Source organism: Pseudomonas sp. KB_12 (assembly GCF_052114545.1).
Lineage (GTDB): Bacteria > Pseudomonadota > Gammaproteobacteria > Pseudomonadales > Pseudomonadaceae > Aquipseudomonas > Aquipseudomonas brassicacearum.
This window is the reverse complement of sequence record NZ_JBFREY010000006.1, coordinates 323,665-343,454: the sequence shown is the minus strand read 5'-3', so window position 1 is coordinate 343,454 and position 19,790 is coordinate 323,665. Positions and strand designations below refer to the sequence as shown.

At 59.7% G+C, this 19,790-nt stretch carries 9 protein-coding genes; 5 read left to right on the top strand and 4 right to left on the bottom strand.

All coding sequences use genetic code 11. From position 1 onward, the window contains the following. Nucleotides 1-68 precede the first annotated feature (68 nt). A complete protein-coding gene (locus tag AB4Z20_RS06150) occupies nt 69-563 on the bottom strand; it encodes a DUF934 domain-containing protein (protein WP_018604779.1) in 495 nt (164 codons plus the stop codon). Further along, the gene (locus AB4Z20_RS06145) at nt 547-2,205 is read right to left on the bottom strand and encodes a nitrite/sulfite reductase (protein ID WP_214509085.1); all 1,659 of its coding nucleotides are present in this window, start codon (nt 2,203-2,205) and stop codon (nt 547-549) included. Before AB4Z20_RS06145 ends, AB4Z20_RS06150 begins: the two co-directional genes overlap by 17 nt. A 503-nt stretch (nt 2,206-2,708) precedes the next feature. Between AB4Z20_RS06145 and AB4Z20_RS06140 the strand changes: the two genes are divergently transcribed. Then, entirely contained in the window at nt 2,709-3,845 is a 1,137-nt protein-coding gene (locus AB4Z20_RS06140) for an ABC transporter substrate-binding protein (RefSeq protein ID WP_253473394.1), read from the top strand. Nucleotides 3,846-3,921: 76 nt separating this feature from the next. Here the strand turns inward: AB4Z20_RS06140 and AB4Z20_RS06135 are convergent, their stop codons facing one another. Continuing rightward, nucleotides 3,922-4,140 (bottom strand): DUF2970 domain-containing protein, encoded by a 219-nt coding sequence (locus AB4Z20_RS06135; protein WP_253473397.1) that lies wholly within the window; start codon nt 4,138-4,140, stop codon nt 3,922-3,924. Nucleotides 4,141-4,295: 155 nt separating this feature from the next. Here AB4Z20_RS06135 and AB4Z20_RS06130 point away from each other — a divergent pair, with 155 nt between their 5' ends. Together AB4Z20_RS06130 and AB4Z20_RS06125 are read left to right on the top strand one after the other, a co-directional pair. Next, nucleotides 4,296-11,183, top strand: coding sequence for an NEL-type E3 ubiquitin ligase domain-containing protein (locus tag AB4Z20_RS06130; RefSeq protein WP_442089533.1), 6,888 nt, complete (start codon nt 4,296-4,298; stop codon nt 11,181-11,183). A 171-nt stretch (nt 11,184-11,354) separates the two neighbouring features. Beyond that, nucleotides 11,355-12,818: a hypothetical protein gene (locus AB4Z20_RS06125; protein ID WP_442089532.1), complete on the top strand. Its 1,464-nt coding sequence runs from the start codon at nt 11,355-11,357 to the stop codon at nt 12,816-12,818. 90 nt (nt 12,819-12,908) lie between these two features. On the opposite strand, the gene metH is transcribed toward AB4Z20_RS06125, so the two are convergent. Further along, a complete protein-coding gene (metH, locus tag AB4Z20_RS06120) occupies nt 12,909-16,619 on the bottom strand; it encodes a methionine synthase (RefSeq protein ID WP_258690821.1) in 3,711 nt (1,236 codons plus the stop codon). 156 nt (nt 16,620-16,775) lie between these two features. Here metH and AB4Z20_RS06115 point away from each other — a divergent pair, with 156 nt between their 5' ends. Together AB4Z20_RS06115 and nfuA are read left to right on the top strand one after the other, a co-directional pair. Continuing rightward, nucleotides 16,776-19,067, top strand: a complete 2,292-nt coding sequence (locus tag AB4Z20_RS06115; protein ID WP_253473410.1) for a fatty acid cis/trans isomerase — start codon at nt 16,776-16,778, stop codon at nt 19,065-19,067. A 115-nt stretch (nt 19,068-19,182) separates the two neighbouring features. Next, entirely contained in the window at nt 19,183-19,767 is a 585-nt protein-coding gene (gene nfuA / locus AB4Z20_RS06110) for a Fe-S biogenesis protein NfuA (RefSeq protein ID WP_003182850.1), read from the top strand. The last annotated feature ends 23 nt before the right edge of the window (nt 19,768-19,790 follow it).

The following is a 19,790-nucleotide window of genomic DNA, read 5'->3' as shown; positions in this document are numbered from 1 at the left end:
GCAAATAATGCCCAACAAAAAAGCCCTGAACCGGTATCCCCGGATCAGGGCTTTTTCATGGGGCTGTCTCAGCGACGACGGAACAGCGGCAGCGGTTCGTCAGTGGCAGCCTGGTAGGTCACCGAGAAGTCCTTGAGGCTTTCGAGGGCTTCGTAGGGGTCTTTGTCGGCACGCAAGGCGAAGGCGTCGAAGCCGCAGCGGCGCATGTAGAACAGCTGGTCGCGCAGCACGTCGCCAATTGCCCGCAATTCACCCTTGAAACCATAGCGGTCACGCAGCAGGCGAGCGTTGGAGTAGCTGCGCCCGTCGGTGAAGGCCGGGAAGTTCAAGGCGATGACCTGCAACTGGTTGGCGTCCTCGCCGATTTCCTCGGCTTCCTCGTCAGCGTCCAGCCACACACCCAGGCCGCCGTCGCGGGCCTTGAGGGCGTGGGCATGATCGCGCCACAGGGCCAGGGGCACGATCAGGTCGTCACAGTTGGAGATGCCGTCGAAGGTCGCGTCCTTGGGCAGCAGGTGCCAGGTTTCGTCGATGACCTCGTTGTTCTTAATGATTCGCTGCATAGACGCGTTCCTTGAAGAGGTCGATGCCAATACGTTGGTAAGTGTCGATGAAGCGCTCGTCTTCGGTACGTTGTTCGATGTACACGTCGATCAGCTTCTCGATCACGTCAGGCATGTCGTCCTGGGCAAACGACGGGCCGAGGATCTTGCCCAGGCTGGCGTCGCGGCTACCGCTGCCGCCCAGGGAGACCTGGTAGAACTCTTCGCCTTTCTTGTCCACGCCCAGGATGCCGATGTGGCCGACGTGGTGGTGACCACAGGCGTTCATGCAGCCGGAAATGTTCAGGTCCAGCTCGCCGATGTCGAACAGGTAGTCCAGGTCGTCGAAACGACGCTGGATCGATTCGGCGATAGGGATCGACTTGGCGTTGGCCAGCGAGCAGAAATCGCCGCCCGGGCAGCAGATCATGTCGGTCAGCAGGCCGATGTTCGGGGTGGCGAAGCCTTGCTCGCGCAGCTCGCCCCACAGGGTGAACAACTGGCTCTGTTCAACGTCTGCCAGGATGATGTTCTGCTCGTGGGAGGTGCGCAGCTGGCCGAAGCTGTAGCGCTCGGCCAGGTCGGCCACGGCGTCCAGTTGCTTGTCGGTGATGTCGCCGGGCGCGACGCCGGTCGGCTTCAGGGACAGGGTCACCGCGACATAACCCGGCTTCTTGTGGGCCAGGGTATTGCGGGTGCGCCAGCGGGCGAAGCCTGGGTGTTCTTTGTCGAGGGCTGCCAGTTCGGCGTCCTGGTTGCCCAGGGCTTTGTACTGCGGGTCGACGAAATGCTTGGCGACGCGATGCACTTCGGCTTCGGTCAGGGTGGTCTGGCCGCCCCGCAGGTGAGCCATCTCGGCTTCGACCTTCTCGGCGAACACTTCAGGCGTCAGGGCCTTGACCAGGATCTTGATCCGCGCCTTGTATTTGTTGTCGCGACGGCCGTAGCGGTTGTATACCCGCAGGATGGCGTCGAGGTAGCTCAGCAGGTCCTGCCACGGCAGGAACTCGTTGATGAACGCGCCGACCACCGGGGTACGCCCCAGGCCACCGCCCACCAGCACACGGAAGCCCAGCTCGCCGGCCGCGTTGTAGACCGTCTCCAGGCCGATGTCGTGGACTTCGATGGCCGCACGGTCCGAGGTCGAGCCGTTGATGGCAATCTTGAACTTGCGCGGCAGGTAGGCGAATTCCGGGTGGAAAGTCGTCCACTGGCGGACGATCTCGCACCACGGGCGCGGGTCGATCAACTCGTCGGCCGCGACACCGGCGAACTGGTCGGTGGTGACGTTGCGCAGGCAGTTGCCGCTGGTCTGGATCGCGTGCATCTGCACGGTGGCCAGTTCGGCGAGAATCTCGGGCACATCTTCCAGGGCTGGCCAGTTGTACTGGACGTTCTGCCGGGTACTGATGTGGGCGTAGCCCTTGTCGTAGTCGCGGGCAATTTTCGCCAGCTTGCGCACCTGGCGCGAGGTCAGTTGGCCATAAGGCACAGCCACGCGCAGCATCGGGGCGAAGCGCTGGACATACAAGCCATTCTGCAAGCGCAGAGGGCGGAATTCTTCTTCGCTCAGCTCGCCTGCCAGATAGCGTCGGGTCTGATCACGGAACTGCTTGACGCGGTCCTCGATGATCCGCTGATCGTACTCGTCATATACGTACATATAAGTCTCGGTCTCAGGCTTGGGCCGATCAGAAACAGCTGCATGTTGGCTCGCTGGAATCGGGTTCTGCCTCGGCAATTCTGCGCGCACGGCCGCGCACTCCTAGAGGAGCCGGTGCAAGATACCTGTTTTGAGTTATGCGCAAAAGTGATGTTTGAGTATATGTAAAGAACCAAATCGACTAATGAGATTGATTATTGCCTAACCCACATTTGTCGTGCGGGCAATCATCGTCTTAACTGTGGTCGAGTCCCTATGCAATCACCTACAAAACCGACAAGAGGCGATGCAATGAGCAATCCGACCAAAGCAAGGAAAAGCGACAGTTCTGTTGATGCCTGGGCCATTTTGTTCCTGATTATCCTGGTGGTGGGCACCGCAGTGTTCTGGGTCAGTCATCAATAGGTTCGAGCCGTTGCCGGCCACATGAAGGTCTCGCGTTCATGTGCCTGTTCGCCACCCGGGTCGTTATACTGGGTGGCGTATTACTTGGGGCGGGCGGGATGTCGAAGTTTATCTGCAGGCTAGTGGGGCTGTTATGCCTGTCATTCTGGACGCAGGCCCAAGCCGCCCAGGTGGTTTCTTCTTCCGAGGCGTTGCCTGGCAGTTCGACTGCTCCTTCGGTCGTGTTCCTGAACCCGGGCCACTCCACCGAACCCTTCTGGGTCAGCTACACCGAATTCATGCAAGCGGCGGCAAGCAAGCTGGGCCTGCGGCTGCGCGTGGAGTATGCCGGGCGCGATCCCCAACTGATGATTCGCCTGGCGCGCGAGGCCGTCACGGCGAAGGACCGTCCGGACTACCTGGTGTTGGTCAACGATCAATATGTCGCCCCGCGGATCCTGCAATTGGCGCAGGGCAGTGGGGTCAAGCTGTTCCTGGTGAACAACACGTTGACCAGCGATCAGACTCGCCTGCTGACAGAGAACGGCGCCCCACCTCCCGAGTTGCTCGGCAGCCTGGTGCCCAATGATGAGCGCAGCGGTTACCTGATGCTCAAGGAACTGTTGCGCCAATACGGACCGCTGGCACCTGGGCAGACGCTCGATCTGCTGGCTTTTTCCGGGAAGAAACTCACCCCTTCGGCGCAATTGCGCGAGAAGGGCCTGCTCCGGGCGCTGGCCGAGCACCCGCAAGTGCATCTGCGCCAGTTGGTCTATGGCGAGTGGAGTCGCGAACGGGCCCATGAGCAGGCGAGCCAGTTGGTCAAGCGCTATCCGCAGACCGCGCTGGTCTGGTCGGCCAACGATGAAATGGCCCTGGGTGCCATGCAGGCGTTCGAGGAGGCGGGTCGCCAGCCAGGCAAGGATGTGTTGTTCAGCGCCATGAACAGCTCCAGGGCGGCGCTCCAGGCCCGTATCGACGGGCGCTTGAGCGTGCTGTTCACCGGGCACTTCAGCTTGGGAGGGTGGGCCATGGTGCTGCTCCATGATCACGCCCGAGGCGTCGACCTCGCGCGTCATGGCGGTTACAACCAGCAGATCGACCTGATGCAATCGCTCGATCCGGCCCGCGCCCGCGTGTGGTTGAACATGGACCCCGCCAAGGACTATCGCCTGGACTTCAAGCGCTTCAGCCTGGTGTCTCACCCGGATGGCGAGCGCTATGCCTTTTCGCTCGATGCCCTGGGGCGACGCTAGAGCGACTCAGATCGAGATGGGCGGTATGGCTGTTTCGTTTTGGAAGAGGCCCGGTTCCATATTTTGCAGTTCCGCTCTATATGCCCGCAAAGTACAGCACCAGATTGACGATCCCATACAACGTCAACCCGAAAATCACCGTAAACAGGATGCCGAGGATGATGAAGTGGCTCGGCTTGCCATGGGTGAAGTCGCGGGCGCGGTTTTTTCCGCTTTGCACGCCGAAGGCCGCCGCTCCCACGCTGTGGAGCATTTGCCAGAGGGTGGGCGCCTTATTTTCGCTTGGTTCGTCCATGATGCTCTCCATACACAAGGTCGTATGTGGAGAGCATAGTCAATCTCTGCCGGCTTAAATCCCTCATTACACAGTTTCCCATCGACCTATAACTATGTACCGCCCATGCGGTTCGCTAAACGGGCCTGCTGTCGCTTCATTCAAAGGAGCGATGTATGTCACCCAATTCCACACAGTCCCCGGAAAAAATACAGCCAGAGCCACCGGCCACGGAGAGTCTGCACGCGGACTTCCTGGAAGCCGCGATGCCGGCATGGCTCATCGAGGCTTCGACGCAACGCAGGCAGGCGATGAAGCAAGTCGGAACGCAGATGCCGGCCTGGTACGCGAACGCTTCGCCAGAGCAGCGCAAGGTCGTGGATGCCTGTTTTAAGGAAAGTCTTGCGGCACAGAATCAACTGGATAAGACCCTGTCGTCGTTCCTGGACATCGACACGTTTGCCAGGCCGCTCTTGATCCAGGCCTTGAAGGATCGGTTCCAGGTAGAGGTGGATGTCGACAAAACCTTGCTACGCCTTACACGGCCATGGGAAACAACCGTGATCAAGGTGGAAATTTCTTCGTTCGAATTGTTCAAGTTACCCTTGCTGCAGGTTGCGCTGCACAACTTCGAAAGCTGGGAGTGCGAGCACGGCGCCTACCATGAAACATCAGAATTCATGGTGGAGAAGGACGCACCCGGCACTTACGCGCCCGTGGCGTTGAATGTGTCGGTCGGTCAATTCCTCACCCTGTGCCGCACCTTGGACATCGGTGCGAAGTACCAAGCCTACCTCAAGTCATTTTTCTACCCGGCTGACGCTGCGACCGAAACGACGCTTCGCCAGCACTTCATTGCCAGCCAGAAAGCCGCGATGAGGGCCGCAGCCGAGCAGGCGCTATTGACAGGGGATATCGAACCCAGGGATCACGCGATGATTCTCTCGGTCATCAAGGGTGAAAATAACCCCTGGATGGGCGAAAAGCCGGTCTGGTTCGAAGACATGTCCCTGATGAAGCAAAGATTGGTGGGCTGTGTCGCGTTCTCGATCTGTGAGCTACATCGCTACAGCGACGAAATGATTCTTTATGTTCCCCATGATCCTGAACATCCAATGAAGCGCTACGACGGCGACCAACTGGAAACACGCTTCAGGCAATTGCTTACCACCCCCGAAACCACGCCGTTGGAATACACCGGTCCTACACCCTACCAGCGCTTTTTCAGTCAGTTCGTGCCCTACGATAAACGACCTTATTTCTTCAGCCAGTTTGTCCAGGAGGCAGCCGGCTTCCCAAGCATCCAATTGCCTGCGCCATGGTTGGGCATTTTTGAACCTTTCATGCCCTCTTCACTGATGATGCACCTCCCGGGAGTCCCTCCCGATCCCTTAAAGGCAAAGCGCGAACCAAATCCCTACATCGCCCCTTCGACGTTGCCGCAGAAAGGCCGATCGTTGTGGGACGATAACTTGGATCCGTGGCACTACCTCTATGAGCGACACCGTGAAAAAGTGCTGGCCGATGCGCGCAGTCATGCTGTGCCCACGAGTGACGTCGACGCCAAGGCAAGGCAGGAAAAACTGGCCAACCTGCTACAAATGGGGCTGTCTGCGGTGAACATGTTGTCGATGTTCGTTCCGGTGTTGGGCGAGGTCATGATGGTCGTCATGGCGGGACAGCTTTTATATGAAACCCTTGAAGGTGCAGTCGAGTGGGGCGAGGGCGACAAACGGGCAGCCAAGGCTCACTTGATCGACGTCGCAGAAAACCTGGCGTTGATGGGCGCGATGGCCGGTGTGGGGGCCGGGGTCAGCAAGCTGGCCGCCATCAAGCCTGAACCCGTGATCGAGTGCCTTGAGCCTGTGACGTTGCCTAATGGCGAAACACGCTTGTGGAAGCCGGAACTGAGCAGCTATGAAAGCGCTGTAACACTCACCGATACGAGCACTCCGAACGCGCTGGGGCAATACGAAGTCGATGGGAAAACCCATATTCGTCTAGGGGGAAAGGTGCATGAGCAGTTTTTCGACGCATCGATCCACAAATGGCGAATCAAGCATCCAACGGACGAGGCGGCGTATCAACCTATCCTCCTGCATAACGGCAACGGAGCCTGGCGGCATTCGCTGGAGCGCCCGATGACGTGGGATCGCCTGACGCTGCTCAGGCGCATGGGCCATGAGACCGCGGCGTTTTCGGATGAGATGCTGCTCAGGCTCGCCGATGTCAGCGGCGTCAGCGATAACGCGCTACGCAAAATGCACATGGACCGAACGATGCCCCCTCCCGAGCTGAGGGATGCGATGCGGCTGTTCAAGGCGGATGCCGAGGCCGCGCAGGTGATTGATCAGTTGCAAGCTGCAGCAAATCTGGGAGGGTTAACCCGGCAGCAAGTTTTTGAAAGGATCTACAAGGGCACGGAACCTGTGGACGGTCGTATCAGGATTTTGCAGCGTGAGTGCCCAGGCCTTAGCGAGGCTGCCGCCCAGGAGGTCATCGCCCACGGTAGCGCTGCGGATCTCACCCGTCTTGACGCAAGGCGCCGCGCGCCGTTGAGCATGCTCGAAGAGGCTCGCTGGTATGCACGACAAGGACGTCAGGTTCGGGCGTATGGGGGATTGCACAGCGACAATATCGTTTCGGCCGACAGCCGGCGCTTGGCATTGCATGCCCTGGAAAGACTGCCGGGCTGGCCCGTTACGCTGCGCCTGGAAGTGCGCGAGGGAAGCGACACGGGTGCGTTGCTCGAAAGCATCGGCGACAAGAATGCGCCTGAAAAAAAATACCTTATTAAAAACGGACCTGGCTATCAGGCCTTCAATGAGCTGGGTGACGAACCGGGTGGCATGCCCCGGCGGGGTGGCGACTTCTACCGTTCGATCCTGCATGTTCTGCCCGCTGAGGCGCGTTCCGCCCTGGGGCTGCCGGAGGGGAACGGCCCCGAGCTGCAACGCATGATCATCGATTACGCCTACCTGCATCGTGGGGACATGACCCAGCTCCTTGAAACCCCCGCCAAGCGCTTCAAACCACCGGTTCGCGTGAGCGCGACGCTCAAGGGGTATTACGCGAGCGGCCGGGGTAGGGGAATGCATCCTTCCATTGAGGCGCGGGTGGAGGCACTTTACCCCAGCGAGCCACAAGCCGAAGCGTTCATCAGGCAGCAACGGGGAAAGACAGAACGGCAGATCTATTTGGAACTGCAAACGCGCCAGCGCGAGTGGGAGTCGCTCGACGGCACGCTTGAACAATGGCTGGGCGAGACGCTCGGGAGCCCGGCCGATGCTCACAAAAATAGGTTTGCGCAGGCGCTCAGGGACGGTTGGCGCAATCGCCCGTTAGCGGAAGAATCCCCCGAAGGCGCGCGGCTGGTGCTTTCCTGTGAGGGGTCGCTGCCCCCCATAGCCACCCATTTTGCGCATGTACGGGAATTGTCGGTGATTGGCGGCGGCATGACAGACGCCAATGCGGATGCCTTCCTGGCACTTTTCCCTGGGGTCACGAAATTGGAGATTGGCCTCAGGGAATCCGGATTCCTCGATCTGTCCTTCGGGCACCCACCGTTGACCACCTTGCCGCACGCGGTGAGCCAGATGCCAGGACTCACCGACTTGCGGTTTTCCACCGCTGCTGTCTCGCTGGCCGAGAGTTTTCCACAAAGGCTCTCTTCCCTGACTTCACTGGAGGTGCTGCACATCGATTGCTCAGGTTTCGATCAGACCGCCATGCACAACCTTGACCTGACACCATTGAGCCGTTTGCGTACGTTGAAAATCGAGGCGCCTCAAGCGTTATCGCAATGGCCTGAATACGTGCAGCGTCTTCCCCGGCTCGAACGCCTGGAGCTGTCGCGCACATCGATACGTACGCTGCCGGATGCAATATTCGAAGGGCACGAAAAGTTGTGGGCCGGGCTATCGCTGAATTGGTCAGCGCTGACTCCGCAAGCGTTCGCGCGCGCCTACCGGTACGTCAGCGAATACTCGGGAGCGTTCGGCCATTTGGTGGACGTGGATCAAATGGTGGACGGCTACTGTCGCGGGCAATTGCGCTTGCTGGTCGGGGAGGCCGAGTCTGTCGGGCGCCTGCCCGTGAAATTTGACAGTGCCTCCAATACTCCTCAGGAACGATTTGCTGCGGTAGAAGCACTCAGGGCTGAACACGATGGAATCTTTGCGCAGTTTTTTTTCGAGCCGACGGGGGCGGAAGATTTGTCATATGCCTTGCTTTCGCCAGTGTGGTGGGAGGGCGGAGGTCTGTTGTTTCGAGCGTTGCGAGACAGCTGGCGCGGCGCTGTACGCCAACGCCTGGGTTTGCCGACCGCAGGGGGCTCCTTGTTTGAGCTGCCGGTTTCCGGGTCTGCTCTTCCCGGTAAGCAGTTTGCGGCGCTCCCAGCGTTGCCGCCCGCAAGCTTCTCCCACGTAGAAACGCTGCGCTTGGGATCGTTGGATGTTTCCCCCCGGCAGGCGCGCAACTTTTTCAGGGCATTCAGCGGTACGCGAACATTGGAAATAAGCGGCAACGGCTTCACCGAGCTGCCTTTCGACGCCGAAGACTTGCCGGCCCTGACGCAACTCGATATGCGCAACAACAACCTGCTCGTCACGCCCACTGTTCAGGCGCAGTTCAATGGGTTGACGATGCTTGAGCAACTGAATCTGGAAAACAACCCGCTCGAGACGCTTGATGTCAGTGCCTTGACCCGGCTCAAGGCACTGGGCCTCAAAGCCACCCAGTTGCGGGCTTGGCCAACCGGTGCCGAGAACCTGACGCAGCTTTCCTGGCTTGACTTGCGGGATAACCAACTGCAGTCGTTCCCGCCAACAGTGCTGTCCAATGATGCGCTCATACTGAAAGCCAACTTGACCGGTAACCCCTTCAGCCCTGAAGGCGAGGCAGCCTTGAGTGCGGCACATCAGCGAATCGAGGATGCAAGAGGACTCCTTCAGGGGACACTGGCTCGGCTTGCCAAAGAACCCGTACCGTCGCAGTTCCCCCCGGCAGAAACCAGCGAAACAATAGATCGACTTCTTTTACCTCTTCCTGAGGAATCGGCGGTGGCCGAGGGAAGTGCCGGGCTTGAGCTACGCCTGCAGCGGCTGGATCCGGCCCTGACTCAGGAGCAGGCGGCCCGGCAGCTCGGGCAGTGGCGTGAAAACGGGATGACCGACAAGCAAATCGACGATCAAATCAGCCAGTGGCATCAAGCGTGTGTCTCGCTGACTCGTCGGTTGAACGACTGGCTGTTTATCCGAGAACGACGTACAGCCAGAACCGTCGTGTCTGCGCAAAGCCGCGCACTTGCTGCAACGAGAATTCGCGAGGTGTGGCAAGAAGGGTTGATGCGCCATGACGGCGCAGGGCAAACACTGAGTCTGCATGGCCTGCAAGTGGGGGACTTGCCTGAGCGGGTTGCACAGTTTCCTGGCGTGACGATGCTGGAACTTTCGGGTGTCTTGTTAACTGAACAAGGGTCCAACGATTTCCTGGGGGCTTTTCCTCATTTGAACCGATTGGATTTGGCCGGCAATGATCTGGACGCCGTACCGAGCGTTGTCTTGCAAATGGCACAGTTGGAGCACTTGAACCTTAGTCACAATAACTTGCCGGCTACGGGCGTTTATCCGTTATTGATTAATGGTCGCCTGCGTTCGCTTAACCTTTCCCTTAATAGACTGGTCACGTTCGATCCTCCGGATTTTGGCCAGATCGAAGTGCTGGATCTTAGCTACAACGAGATAGAAAACTGGCCCAGCCAGCTATTGAACGCGCAAGAGCTGGGTGTGCTGAACTTGAGCGGCAACGAGTTTACTGATCTTCCGGCGGGGTTGCTGGATGGCAGCCACCAGAGGCTCGTGGGCGGAATGGATTTGAGTGATAATGAAGACCTGTCGCTCAACACATTTTATGAACTCAGGGATTACCTTGAGTCAGGCAATCGCGAAGAGGTTTCAGGATTTTCCCGAGAAGAAATTGATAGCCTGATCGCTATGTCAGAGGCGCCGCAAGGCGATATCTCGGATTTCAATGACGACTCCGATGGTGGCGCAGGCGCTAATGGCCGTCACGATCCGCATGCCTCTGTCGCTGCGGTCGAACCTCTTCTTGATCCGACGGGCGACGCATCGGCCGAGGCGCTGAGTCCATGGCTGGTGGGCTCAAACAGTGAACAAGTCACGGTCCGGAGCCGGATCTGGGCGCAGTTGGCCGAAGAAAACGATCACGAGCGGTTCTTCCAGTTGCTTGCGCTGTTGCCTGATACGTTCGATTTCAGGTTTGACCGGGCAGAACTGACGCGACGGGTATGGAATGTCATGGACGCTGCCAGCGAAAACAGCGTATTGCGTCAGTTGCTGTTTCAAAACGCCGAAACCCACGGTACTTGCATCGATGGCCGCATCTTGACCTTTAGCGAGTTGGAAGTTCGTGTGTTTGTCTTTCAGGCCTTGCGTGACATTCCGCTGGACCGTCCCCTGCTCAGGGGCCAGGCGTTGCTGCGCTTGTCGCGGCAGTTGTTCCGGCTGGAGAGGGTCGAAACGTTGGCTGAAGCGGCTGGCCAGGGCAGGGATAGGGCGGAAGTGCGCTTGCGTTATCGCATTGGCCTGACGAGCGGATGGGGCGACGGCATCGATTTGCCGGGGCAGCCTACGCACATGGCGTTCGGCGCGCCGATCACTGGAGAACTGGCGGCGCGCACCCGCACCTCGATTCTTGAGGCAGAGCGCAGCGATGCGCTATTGGTAAGCATGGCGTCGCGTGACTACTGGACGACCTACCTGCAGGAGCGGCATCCAGAACAAATGCGCAACATCGCGGATGCTGTCGCCAATAGGCGTCATGAGCTCCTGGACGCACTGGAGGATCGCCGGGCTGATGGCGGAATCGATACGCAGCAGTACAACCTGGAACTCAATGCGTTGGGCAGAACAGTCGATGCCCTGCGCACGGAGAAGCTGGTCGAGTTGACGCGAAGCGAGTTGAACGACTTGCGAAGCACCGTTGGTGAAACGGAGCAATCCGGTAACCGGTCACCCCAACCTGGACCGTCACGCCGCAACTGATCCGCAGTTGCGGAGCTGAAGGCCGATCTGTCGATACCGGTGCCGTCGATGGGTCGGTTTGCTGATGTTAATAGGCTTGTTCGCTGCTCTAGCTACTGTCATATCTGACAGTAGTCGTCCCGCTTTAATGGGATCAGTCTTATGGTTCCTGTCTTTGCTAGGAAATACGCCATGAATACTGGAAATCCATTCTCTACGGCTGGGCGCTCCCGCCTGACAGCGCTGGCGTTGGTACTTGCGCTGCCCGCACTGGTCAGCGCCGCAACCGATACCCCAGAAGATTCGCCCCACGCGACGTCTGCCAGCGTATATGCCGATGCGATCGGCAGCGCACATTTTGAGCGTTCAGCGATCAAGGTTGAGCAGGGGTACACGGTAGAAAGCGGTAATTTATATACTCGCGACGGTGATACTGGCTCATTGGTGGTGGTCAGGTCGCCTGACGGTTCCGTGACTGCAATAGTCAATTCTCCTGACAAGCGTGGTTTGTTGACGGTCAATGCCCAAGGCAAAAGCAAGTTTACTGAGGAGCCAGTTGTCGACGCCCAGGAAAATGATGTGGTTGAATCCAATGAGCCGATGGGCGTCGATTCGACCATAGCAGCGGAGCATCGGTATGTGGACGCGCTTTTCGCTTATGCAGCCTACACGCTGGGGAAACTGGAATCTGATGCGGTAGGCTATGCGCTGGCGCAAACTGAAACCGTCAATCTTAGTTTGCGCAACTCACGGATATCCGATGTGTCGTTGCGACTGGCGGCGGTTGCTGTCTTCGGCGATAGCAATAAAGTCCTCGATACGTCGAGTGAAGGACTCGACAATTGGGAAAGTCTCTTGGTTCCTTACAGATCCATGTTCAAAACTGATATCAACGCGGCCATTACCGGCGGAAATAACGCTGGCAGGGGCAATAGGCCAGGGTATACCAGCGCCAATGCCTGGTGGTCACCCACGACGTTCGCCCATGAGATGGGTCACAACGCAGGGGGCAGACATTGTTTTGAACAAGATGGAGTCAATTTTAATTTCGGTCACGACAATGGCAAGACCAAAACCAATCTGTGCTACGGAAGTCGGGCTTTTTATTATTCGACACCTGATGTTCTCGATGCTCATGGTTTGCCACTAGGCAATGCTCAAACCGCCAATATGGCTCGTGTATGGCGAGAAAATACCGCGCGATTGACGGGTTACAATCCAGAGTTGCCGGGCCTGCGCGTGCTGCTTGTCAGTCCATCTGGTGCACAATCCGAAGCATCTACCACTTTGGTTATTCCAGCTGGGGGAATTCACGTAGGTGTGGTTGCCCTGAGTCGGGATATAGGCCCTACTGAGTTGATCACCGAGTCAGCAGCGCGGGAAACAATGCTCACTGTGCCGTTATACAACGCTGCCTACAACCAAGTTCCTGTAAAGCTTCGCGCATCACGCCGAAGAGGGAACTGCACAACGGCCATGAACGTGGCGGTGTCATGTTCTCCCTACGATAAATTGGATTTTAATATAGAGTACAAAGCTAGTGATAATCCGGCTTTGCCGGTCGGATATTACAATGGGCTTCTGAAGCTTAAAGCTAAAAGCCCTGATTCAAACTGGAGTATGCCCATTAATATTGTTATTTCGGCACGAAAATGAATACGGCTTAGGGCAAGTCTGTATTCAGGGCGCTCCTGGATATGCTCTCCACCACAGATTGTATGAAGAGCACAAACAGCCGCCATTGACTTAGTTGTCATAACCCAAATTCGGCGCTAACCAACGCTCAGTCACACTCAAGTCCTGGCCCTTGCGTGCGGTGTAGCTCTGGACCTGGTCCTTGTCGATCTTGCCCACGGCGAAGTATTGCGCCTGGGGATGGGCGAAATACCAGCCGCTGACCGCTGCCGCCGGGAACATGGCGTAGTGTTCGGTGAGGAACACGCCGCTGCGTCCCGCTTTCATTTCACTGGCCTCGGGATCGAGCAGGCGGAACAGGGTGGCTTTCTCGGTGTGATCCGGGCAGGCCGGGTAGCCGGGGGCAGGGCGGATGCCGATGTACTGCTCCTTGATCAGCGCCTCGTTGTCCAGGCTCTCGTCCTTGGCGTAACCCCAATGTTCCTTGCGCACCTGCTGGTGCAGCCATTCGGCGCAGGCTTCGGCCAAGCGGTCGGCCAGGGCCTTGACCATGATCGAGTTGTAGTCGTCGCCGGCCTCCTGGTAGGCCTTGGCGACTTCTTCGGCGCCGATGCCGGCGGTAGTAATGAAGCCGCCGACGTAGTCGGTGACGCCGCTGTCCTTCGGCGCGACGAAGTCGGCCAGGGAGAAGTTCGGCTTGCCGTCGGTCTTGATGATCTGCTGGCGCAGGTGATGCAGGCGGGCCAGGGGCTTGCCATCGTCGCCATAGACTTCCAAGTCGTCGTCATGCACTTGGTTGGCCGGCCAGAAGCCGAACACGGCGCGGGCGCTGATGAGTTTCTCGTCGATCAGCTTGCGCAGCATCGCCCGGGCATCGGCATACAGTGCGGTGGCCGCTTCGCCAACCACTTCGTCGGTGAGAATGCGCGGGTATTTGCCGGCCAGGTCCCAGGAGATGAAGAACGGTGTCCAGTCGATGTACTCGGCCAGCACGTTCAAGTCGATGTCGTCCAGCACCCGTGCGCCGGTGAAAGTCGGTTTGACCGGCTGGTAGCTGCTCCAGTCGAACTGCGGCTTCTTGGCCACGGCGGCGGGGTAGCTCAGGCGTTCGGTGCGGGCGCTGCGGTTGGAAGTACGCTCGCGCACTTCGATGTAGTCCAAGCGGGTTTTCTCGACGAACGCCGGCTTGAGTTCCTTGGACAGCAACTGGGTCGCCACGCCCACGGCACGGGAGGCATCGGTGACGTAGATCACCGCGTCGTTGCTGTACTTGGGCTCGATTTTTACCGCCGTGTGGGCCTTGGAGGTGGTGGCCCCGCCAATCATCAGCGGCAGGTGGAAGTCCTGGCGCTGCATCTCCCGCGCCACATGCACCATCTCATCCAGGGACGGGGTGATCAGGCCGGACAGGCCGATGATGTCGCACTTCTGCTCCTTGGCCACCTGCAGGATCTTCTCCGCCGGCACCATCACGCCCAGGTCGACGATGTCATAGCCGTTGCAACCGAGCACCACGCCGACGATGTTCTTGCCGATGTCATGCACGTCGCCCTTGACCGTGGCCATCAGGATCTTGCCCTTGGCCTCCGGCTTGTCGCCTTTTTCCGCCTCGATGAACGGGATCAGGTGGGCCACGGCCTGCTTCATCACGCGGGCGGACTTGACCACCTGGGGCAGGAACATTTTGCCGGCGCCAAACAGGTCGCCGACGATGTTCATGCCGGCCATCAGCGGGCCTTCGATGACCTCGATCGGCCGGGCGAACGACAGTCGCGACTCCTCGGTGTCTTCAACGATGTGGGTGGTGATGCCCTTGACCAGCGCATGCTCCAGGCGCTTGTTCACTTCCCAGCCGCGCCACTCCTCGGTTTCCGCTTCCTTGACACTGCCGTCGCCCTTGTACTTGTCGGCGATGGCGAGCAGGGCGTCGGTGCCTTCGGGGGTGCGGTTGAGGATCACGTCTTCCACGGCGTCGCGCAGTTCCACCGGGATCTGATCGTAGATCTCCAGTTGGCCGGCGTTGACGATGCCCATGGTCAGGCCCGCGCGGATCGCATAGAGCAGGAACACCGAGTGGATCGCCTCGCGCACCGGGTTGTTGCCGCGGAACGAGAAGGACACGTTGGAGACCCCGCCCGAGGTCAGCGCGTAGGGCAGTTCGTCGCGGATGTAGGCGCAAGCGTTGATGAAATCCACGGCATAGTTGTTGTGCTCTTCGATACCGGTGGCGACGGCGAAGATGTTCGGGTCGAAGATGATGTCTTCCGGTGGGAAGCCGACTTCATTGACCAGGATGTCATAGGAGCGTTTGCAGATTTCCTTCTTGCGCGCCTCAGTGTCGGCCTGGCCGGCTTCGTCGAAGGCCATCACCACCACGGCGGCGCCGTAGCGCTTGCACAGCTTGGCGTGATGGATGAACTGCTCGACGCCTTCCTTCATGCTGATGGAGTTGACGATGCCCTTGCCCTGGATGCACTTGAGGCCGGCTTCGATCACTTCCCACTTGGAGGAGTCGATCATGATCGGCACGCGGGAGATGTCCGGTTCGCCGGCAATCAGGTTGAGGAAGGTCACCATGGCCTTCTTCGAATCGAGCATGCCCTCGTCCATGTTGATGTCGATCACCTGGGCGCCGGCCTCGACCTGTTGCAGGGCCACTTCCAGGGCTTCGGTGTAGTTGTCCTCGCGGATCAGCCGGGCGAACTTGGCGGAACCGGTGATGTTGGTCCGCTCGCCGACGTTGACGAACAGCGAACTGCGATCGATGGTGAACGGTTCCAGGCCTGACAGGCGGCAGGCCCGTGGGATCTCCGGGATTGGCCGCGGCGCGTAGCCAGCCACGGCCTTGGCGATGGCTTCGATGTGCGCCGGGGTGGTGCCGCAGCAGCCGCCGACAATGTTCAGGAAACCGCTCTGGGCGAACTCTTCGATGACCTTGGCCGTTTCGGCCGGCAGTTCGTCGTATTCACCGAACTCATTGGGCAGGCCGGCGTTGGGGTGGGCCGATACGTGGGTGCTGGCCTTGTTCGACAGCTCTTCCAGGTACGGGCGCAATTCGCTGGCGCCGAGGGCGCAGTTCAGGCCCACGGAGATCGGCTTGGCGTGGGCCACCGAGTTCCAGAAGGCTTCGGTGGTCTGGCCCGAGAGGGTGCGGCCGGAGGCGTCGGTGATGGTGCCGGAAATCATGATCGGCAGTTCGACGCCCAGTTCTTCGTAAACGCCTTGCACGGCAAAGATCGCCGCCTTGGCGTTCAGCGTGTCGAAAATGGTTTCGATCAGGATCAGGTCGGCGCCGCCTTCGATCAGGCCCTTGGTGGCCTCGGTGTAGTTTTCCACCAGTTCGTCGAAGGTCACGTTGCGGTAGCCGGGGTTGTTCACATCCGGCGACAGCGAGCAGGTGCGGCTGGTCGGGCCGAGCACGCCGGCGACGAAGCGCGGCTTGTCCGGGGTTTCCAGGGTCTTGGCGTCGGCCACTTTACGGGCCAGGCGCGCGCCTTCCAGGTTCAGCTCGTAGGCCAGGCTCTGCATGCCATAGTCGGCCTGGGACACCTGGGTGGCGTTGAAGGTGTTGGTCTCCAGGATGTCGGCGCCGGCATCCAGGTAGGCTTTTTCAATGGCACCGATCACGTCGGGGCGGCTGAGCACCAGCAAATCGTTGTTGCCCTTGACGTCGCTCGGCCAGTCGGCGAAGCGCTTGCCGCGGTAGTCCTGTTCTTCCAGCTTGTAGCTCTGGATCATCGTGCCCATGCCGCCGTCGAGGATCAGGATGCGTTCCTTGAGGGCTTGCTGGAGAAGATAAAGGCGAGCGCTGCGATCAGACATAGGACTACCTGGAAAAAAAGACCATTACGAAGGCCGGGATGATAGCAAACCTGTGCAGGATTTGATCATGATGGGCTTTTGCATGAATATCGCTCATGTTTGCAAGGCGATGCTGGCCCGGTAGAATCGCCGGACTATCTCTTAGGGACCCGAGACATGCCGTACCGCGTCTTATTCGGCAGTCTGTTGCTGCTGTTGTGTTTTACCGCAGCCGCCGGGAGTCCCGCTCCCACGATCTCCTACACTCGCGATGTCCAGCCGATCTTCACGGAAAAATGCGTGGCCTGTCACGCCTGCTACGACTCCGCCTGCCAGTTGAACCTGGGCAGCGGCGAAGGCGCGGCACGGGGCGCGAGCAAACTGTCGGTGTACGACGGCGAGCGGCGCCAGGCGGCCGATCCGACCCGCTTGTTCTATGACGCCTCCGGCCAGCGCGCCTGGCAGCGCAAGGGCTTTTATTCAGTGCTCGACGCCCAAGGCAGCCAGGCTGCCCTGATGGCGCGCATGCTGGAGTTGGGCCACCGCACACCGTTGCAGCCCAACGCCAAGCTGCCGGAAGAGATCGTGCTGGGCCTCAATCGTGAAAACAGCTGCGCGATGCCGGATCAATTCAACGAATACGCAGGCGCCCATCCCAAGGAGGGCATGCCCCTGGCCGTCACCGGCCTGACCGATCAGCAATACCAGACCCTGCAACGCTGGCTGGCCGCAGGCGCCCCTATCGATCAGCAGGCCCTGGCGCCGAGTGCCGCCGAAGCCTTGCAGGTGGTGCAATGGGAAAACCTGCTCAATGCCCCTGGCGCCCGGGAAAGCCTGGTGGGCCGCTGGTTGTTCGAGCATTGGTTCCTGGCGCACATCTATTTCAAGGACGGCGAGCCGGGGCATTTCTTCCAGTGGGTCCGTTCGCGCACGCCCAGCGGCCAGCCGATCGACCTGATCAATACCCGTCGTCCGAATGATGACCCCGGCACCCGCGTCTATTACCGGCTCTGGCCGGTGCAAGGGGTGATCGTGCACAAGACTCACATCACCTACGGCTTGAGCGCGGCGAAGATGGGGCGCATCAAGAGCCTGTTCTACAGCGGCAAATGGCAGGTTTCCGCGTTGCCGGGCTACGGTCCGGAGCGCCGGGCCAACCCGTTTTCCACCTTTGAAGCGATCCCGGCCCAGGCTCGCTACCAGTTCATGCTCGATAACGCCGAGTATTTCGTGCGCACCTTCATTCGCGGGCCGGTGTGCCGGGGCCAGATTGCCACGGACGTGATCCGCGACAATTTCTGGGCGCTGTTCCAGGCCCCCGAACATGACCTGTACATCACAGACCCGAACTACCGCGGCCAGGCCACGCCGCTGCTCGCGATGCCGGGGCAGAACGACGATGTGGGCAGCGTCGTCAGCCTGTGGCTCGACTACCGGGACAAGCGCAACGAGTACGAAGCCTTGCGCCGCGACGTCTATGCCGATGCGCCGGCGCCGAGTTGGTCGACGCTGTGGGCCGGGAATGACAATGCGTTGCTGAGCATTTTCCGGCACTTCGACAGTGCCTCGGTCAACAAGGGCCTGATCGGTGAAGTGCCGCAGACGATGTGGCTGTTCGACTTCCCGTTGCTGGAGCGCACCTATTACCAATTGGCGGTGAACTTCGATGTATTCGGCAACGTGTCCCACCAGGCCCAGACCCGGCTGTATTTCGACCTGATCCGCAACGGTGCGGAGCAGAACTTCCTGCGCCTGATGCCGGCCGACTCCCGGGAAGGCTACCTTGACGACTGGTACCAGGCCGGCGGCAAATTCAAGATGTGGCTCGATTACGAGGCTATCGACGATGACAAGCCGACCGCCCTCAAGCTTGACGAACGCGACCCCAAGGGCGATTTCACCCAGCAACTGCTGGCCCGGTACGGCGAGCTGAATGCCCGCCCCGATCCGATCAATCGCTGCGACGGGGCCTATTGCTCGCGCCCGAACATCGACCCGGCGCTGCAAAACGCCGAACAGGCCCTCAGTCGGCTGGTGTCGCGCCCGGCGGCGGGGCTCAAGGTGATCGACCAACTGCCGGAAGCGACCCTGCTGCGCGTCGAAACCGCCAGTGGTCAGCGTGAGGTCTACAGCCTGCTGCGCAACCGAGCCCACAGCAACGTGGCGTTCCTGCTGGGCGAGGAGGCACGCTACCAGCCGGGGCTGGACACACTGACGGTCTACCCGGGCGTGCTCAGCAGCTATCCGAACTTCATGTTCAACATTCCGGCCGGGCAAGTGCCGGCGTTCGTCGAAGCCATGCAAGGCGCCCAGGATGGGCCGGCGTTCGAGCGAATTGTCGAGCGCTGGGGCATTCGTCGCAGTCACCCGCAGTTCTGGTACTACTTCCATGACCTGAGCCAGTACATCCAGGAGACGGAGCCCGTGGAAAGCGGTGTGTTGGACATGAATCGCTACCAGAACCTCTGATCGACAGCTCCGGCGGCAAACTCCGTGCCGCCGGGCGCTTTCCTGACAAAAATACTGGGACTTTGTCCGGCGCGATGATTGGCGTAAACTGCTGGCAAGCCTGCGAGGAGTTTCCATGACCGCCATTACCATTACCGATGCCGCCCACGATTACCTGGCCGACCTGCTGTCCAAGCAGAATACGCCTGGTATCGGGATCCGCATCTTCATCACCCAGCCCGGCACCCAGTACGCCGAGACGTGCATTGCCTACTGCAAGCCGGGGGAAGAAAAACCCGAAGACACCGCGCTGGGGCTCAAGAGCTTCACCGCGTACATCGACTCGTTCAGCGAAGCCTTCCTGGACGATGCGGTGGTCGACTACGCCACCGACCGCATGGGCGGCCAACTGACCATCAAGGCGCCAAACGCCAAGGTGCCGATGGTCAATGCCGACAGCCCGGTCAACGAGCGCATCAATTACTACCTGCAAACCGAAATCAACCCGGGGCTGGCCAGCCACGGCGGCCAGGTTTCGCTTATCGACGTGGTGGAAGACGGCATCGCCGTGCTCCAGTTCGGCGGCGGCTGCCAGGGCTGCGGCCAGGCTGACGTCACCTTGAAGGAAGGCATCGAGCGCACCTTGCTCGAGCGCATTCCGGAGCTCAAGGGCGTACGCGACGTGACCGACCACACGCAGAAAGAAAACGCCTACTACTGATAGGCGTGCGCTGCGAGCAAAAA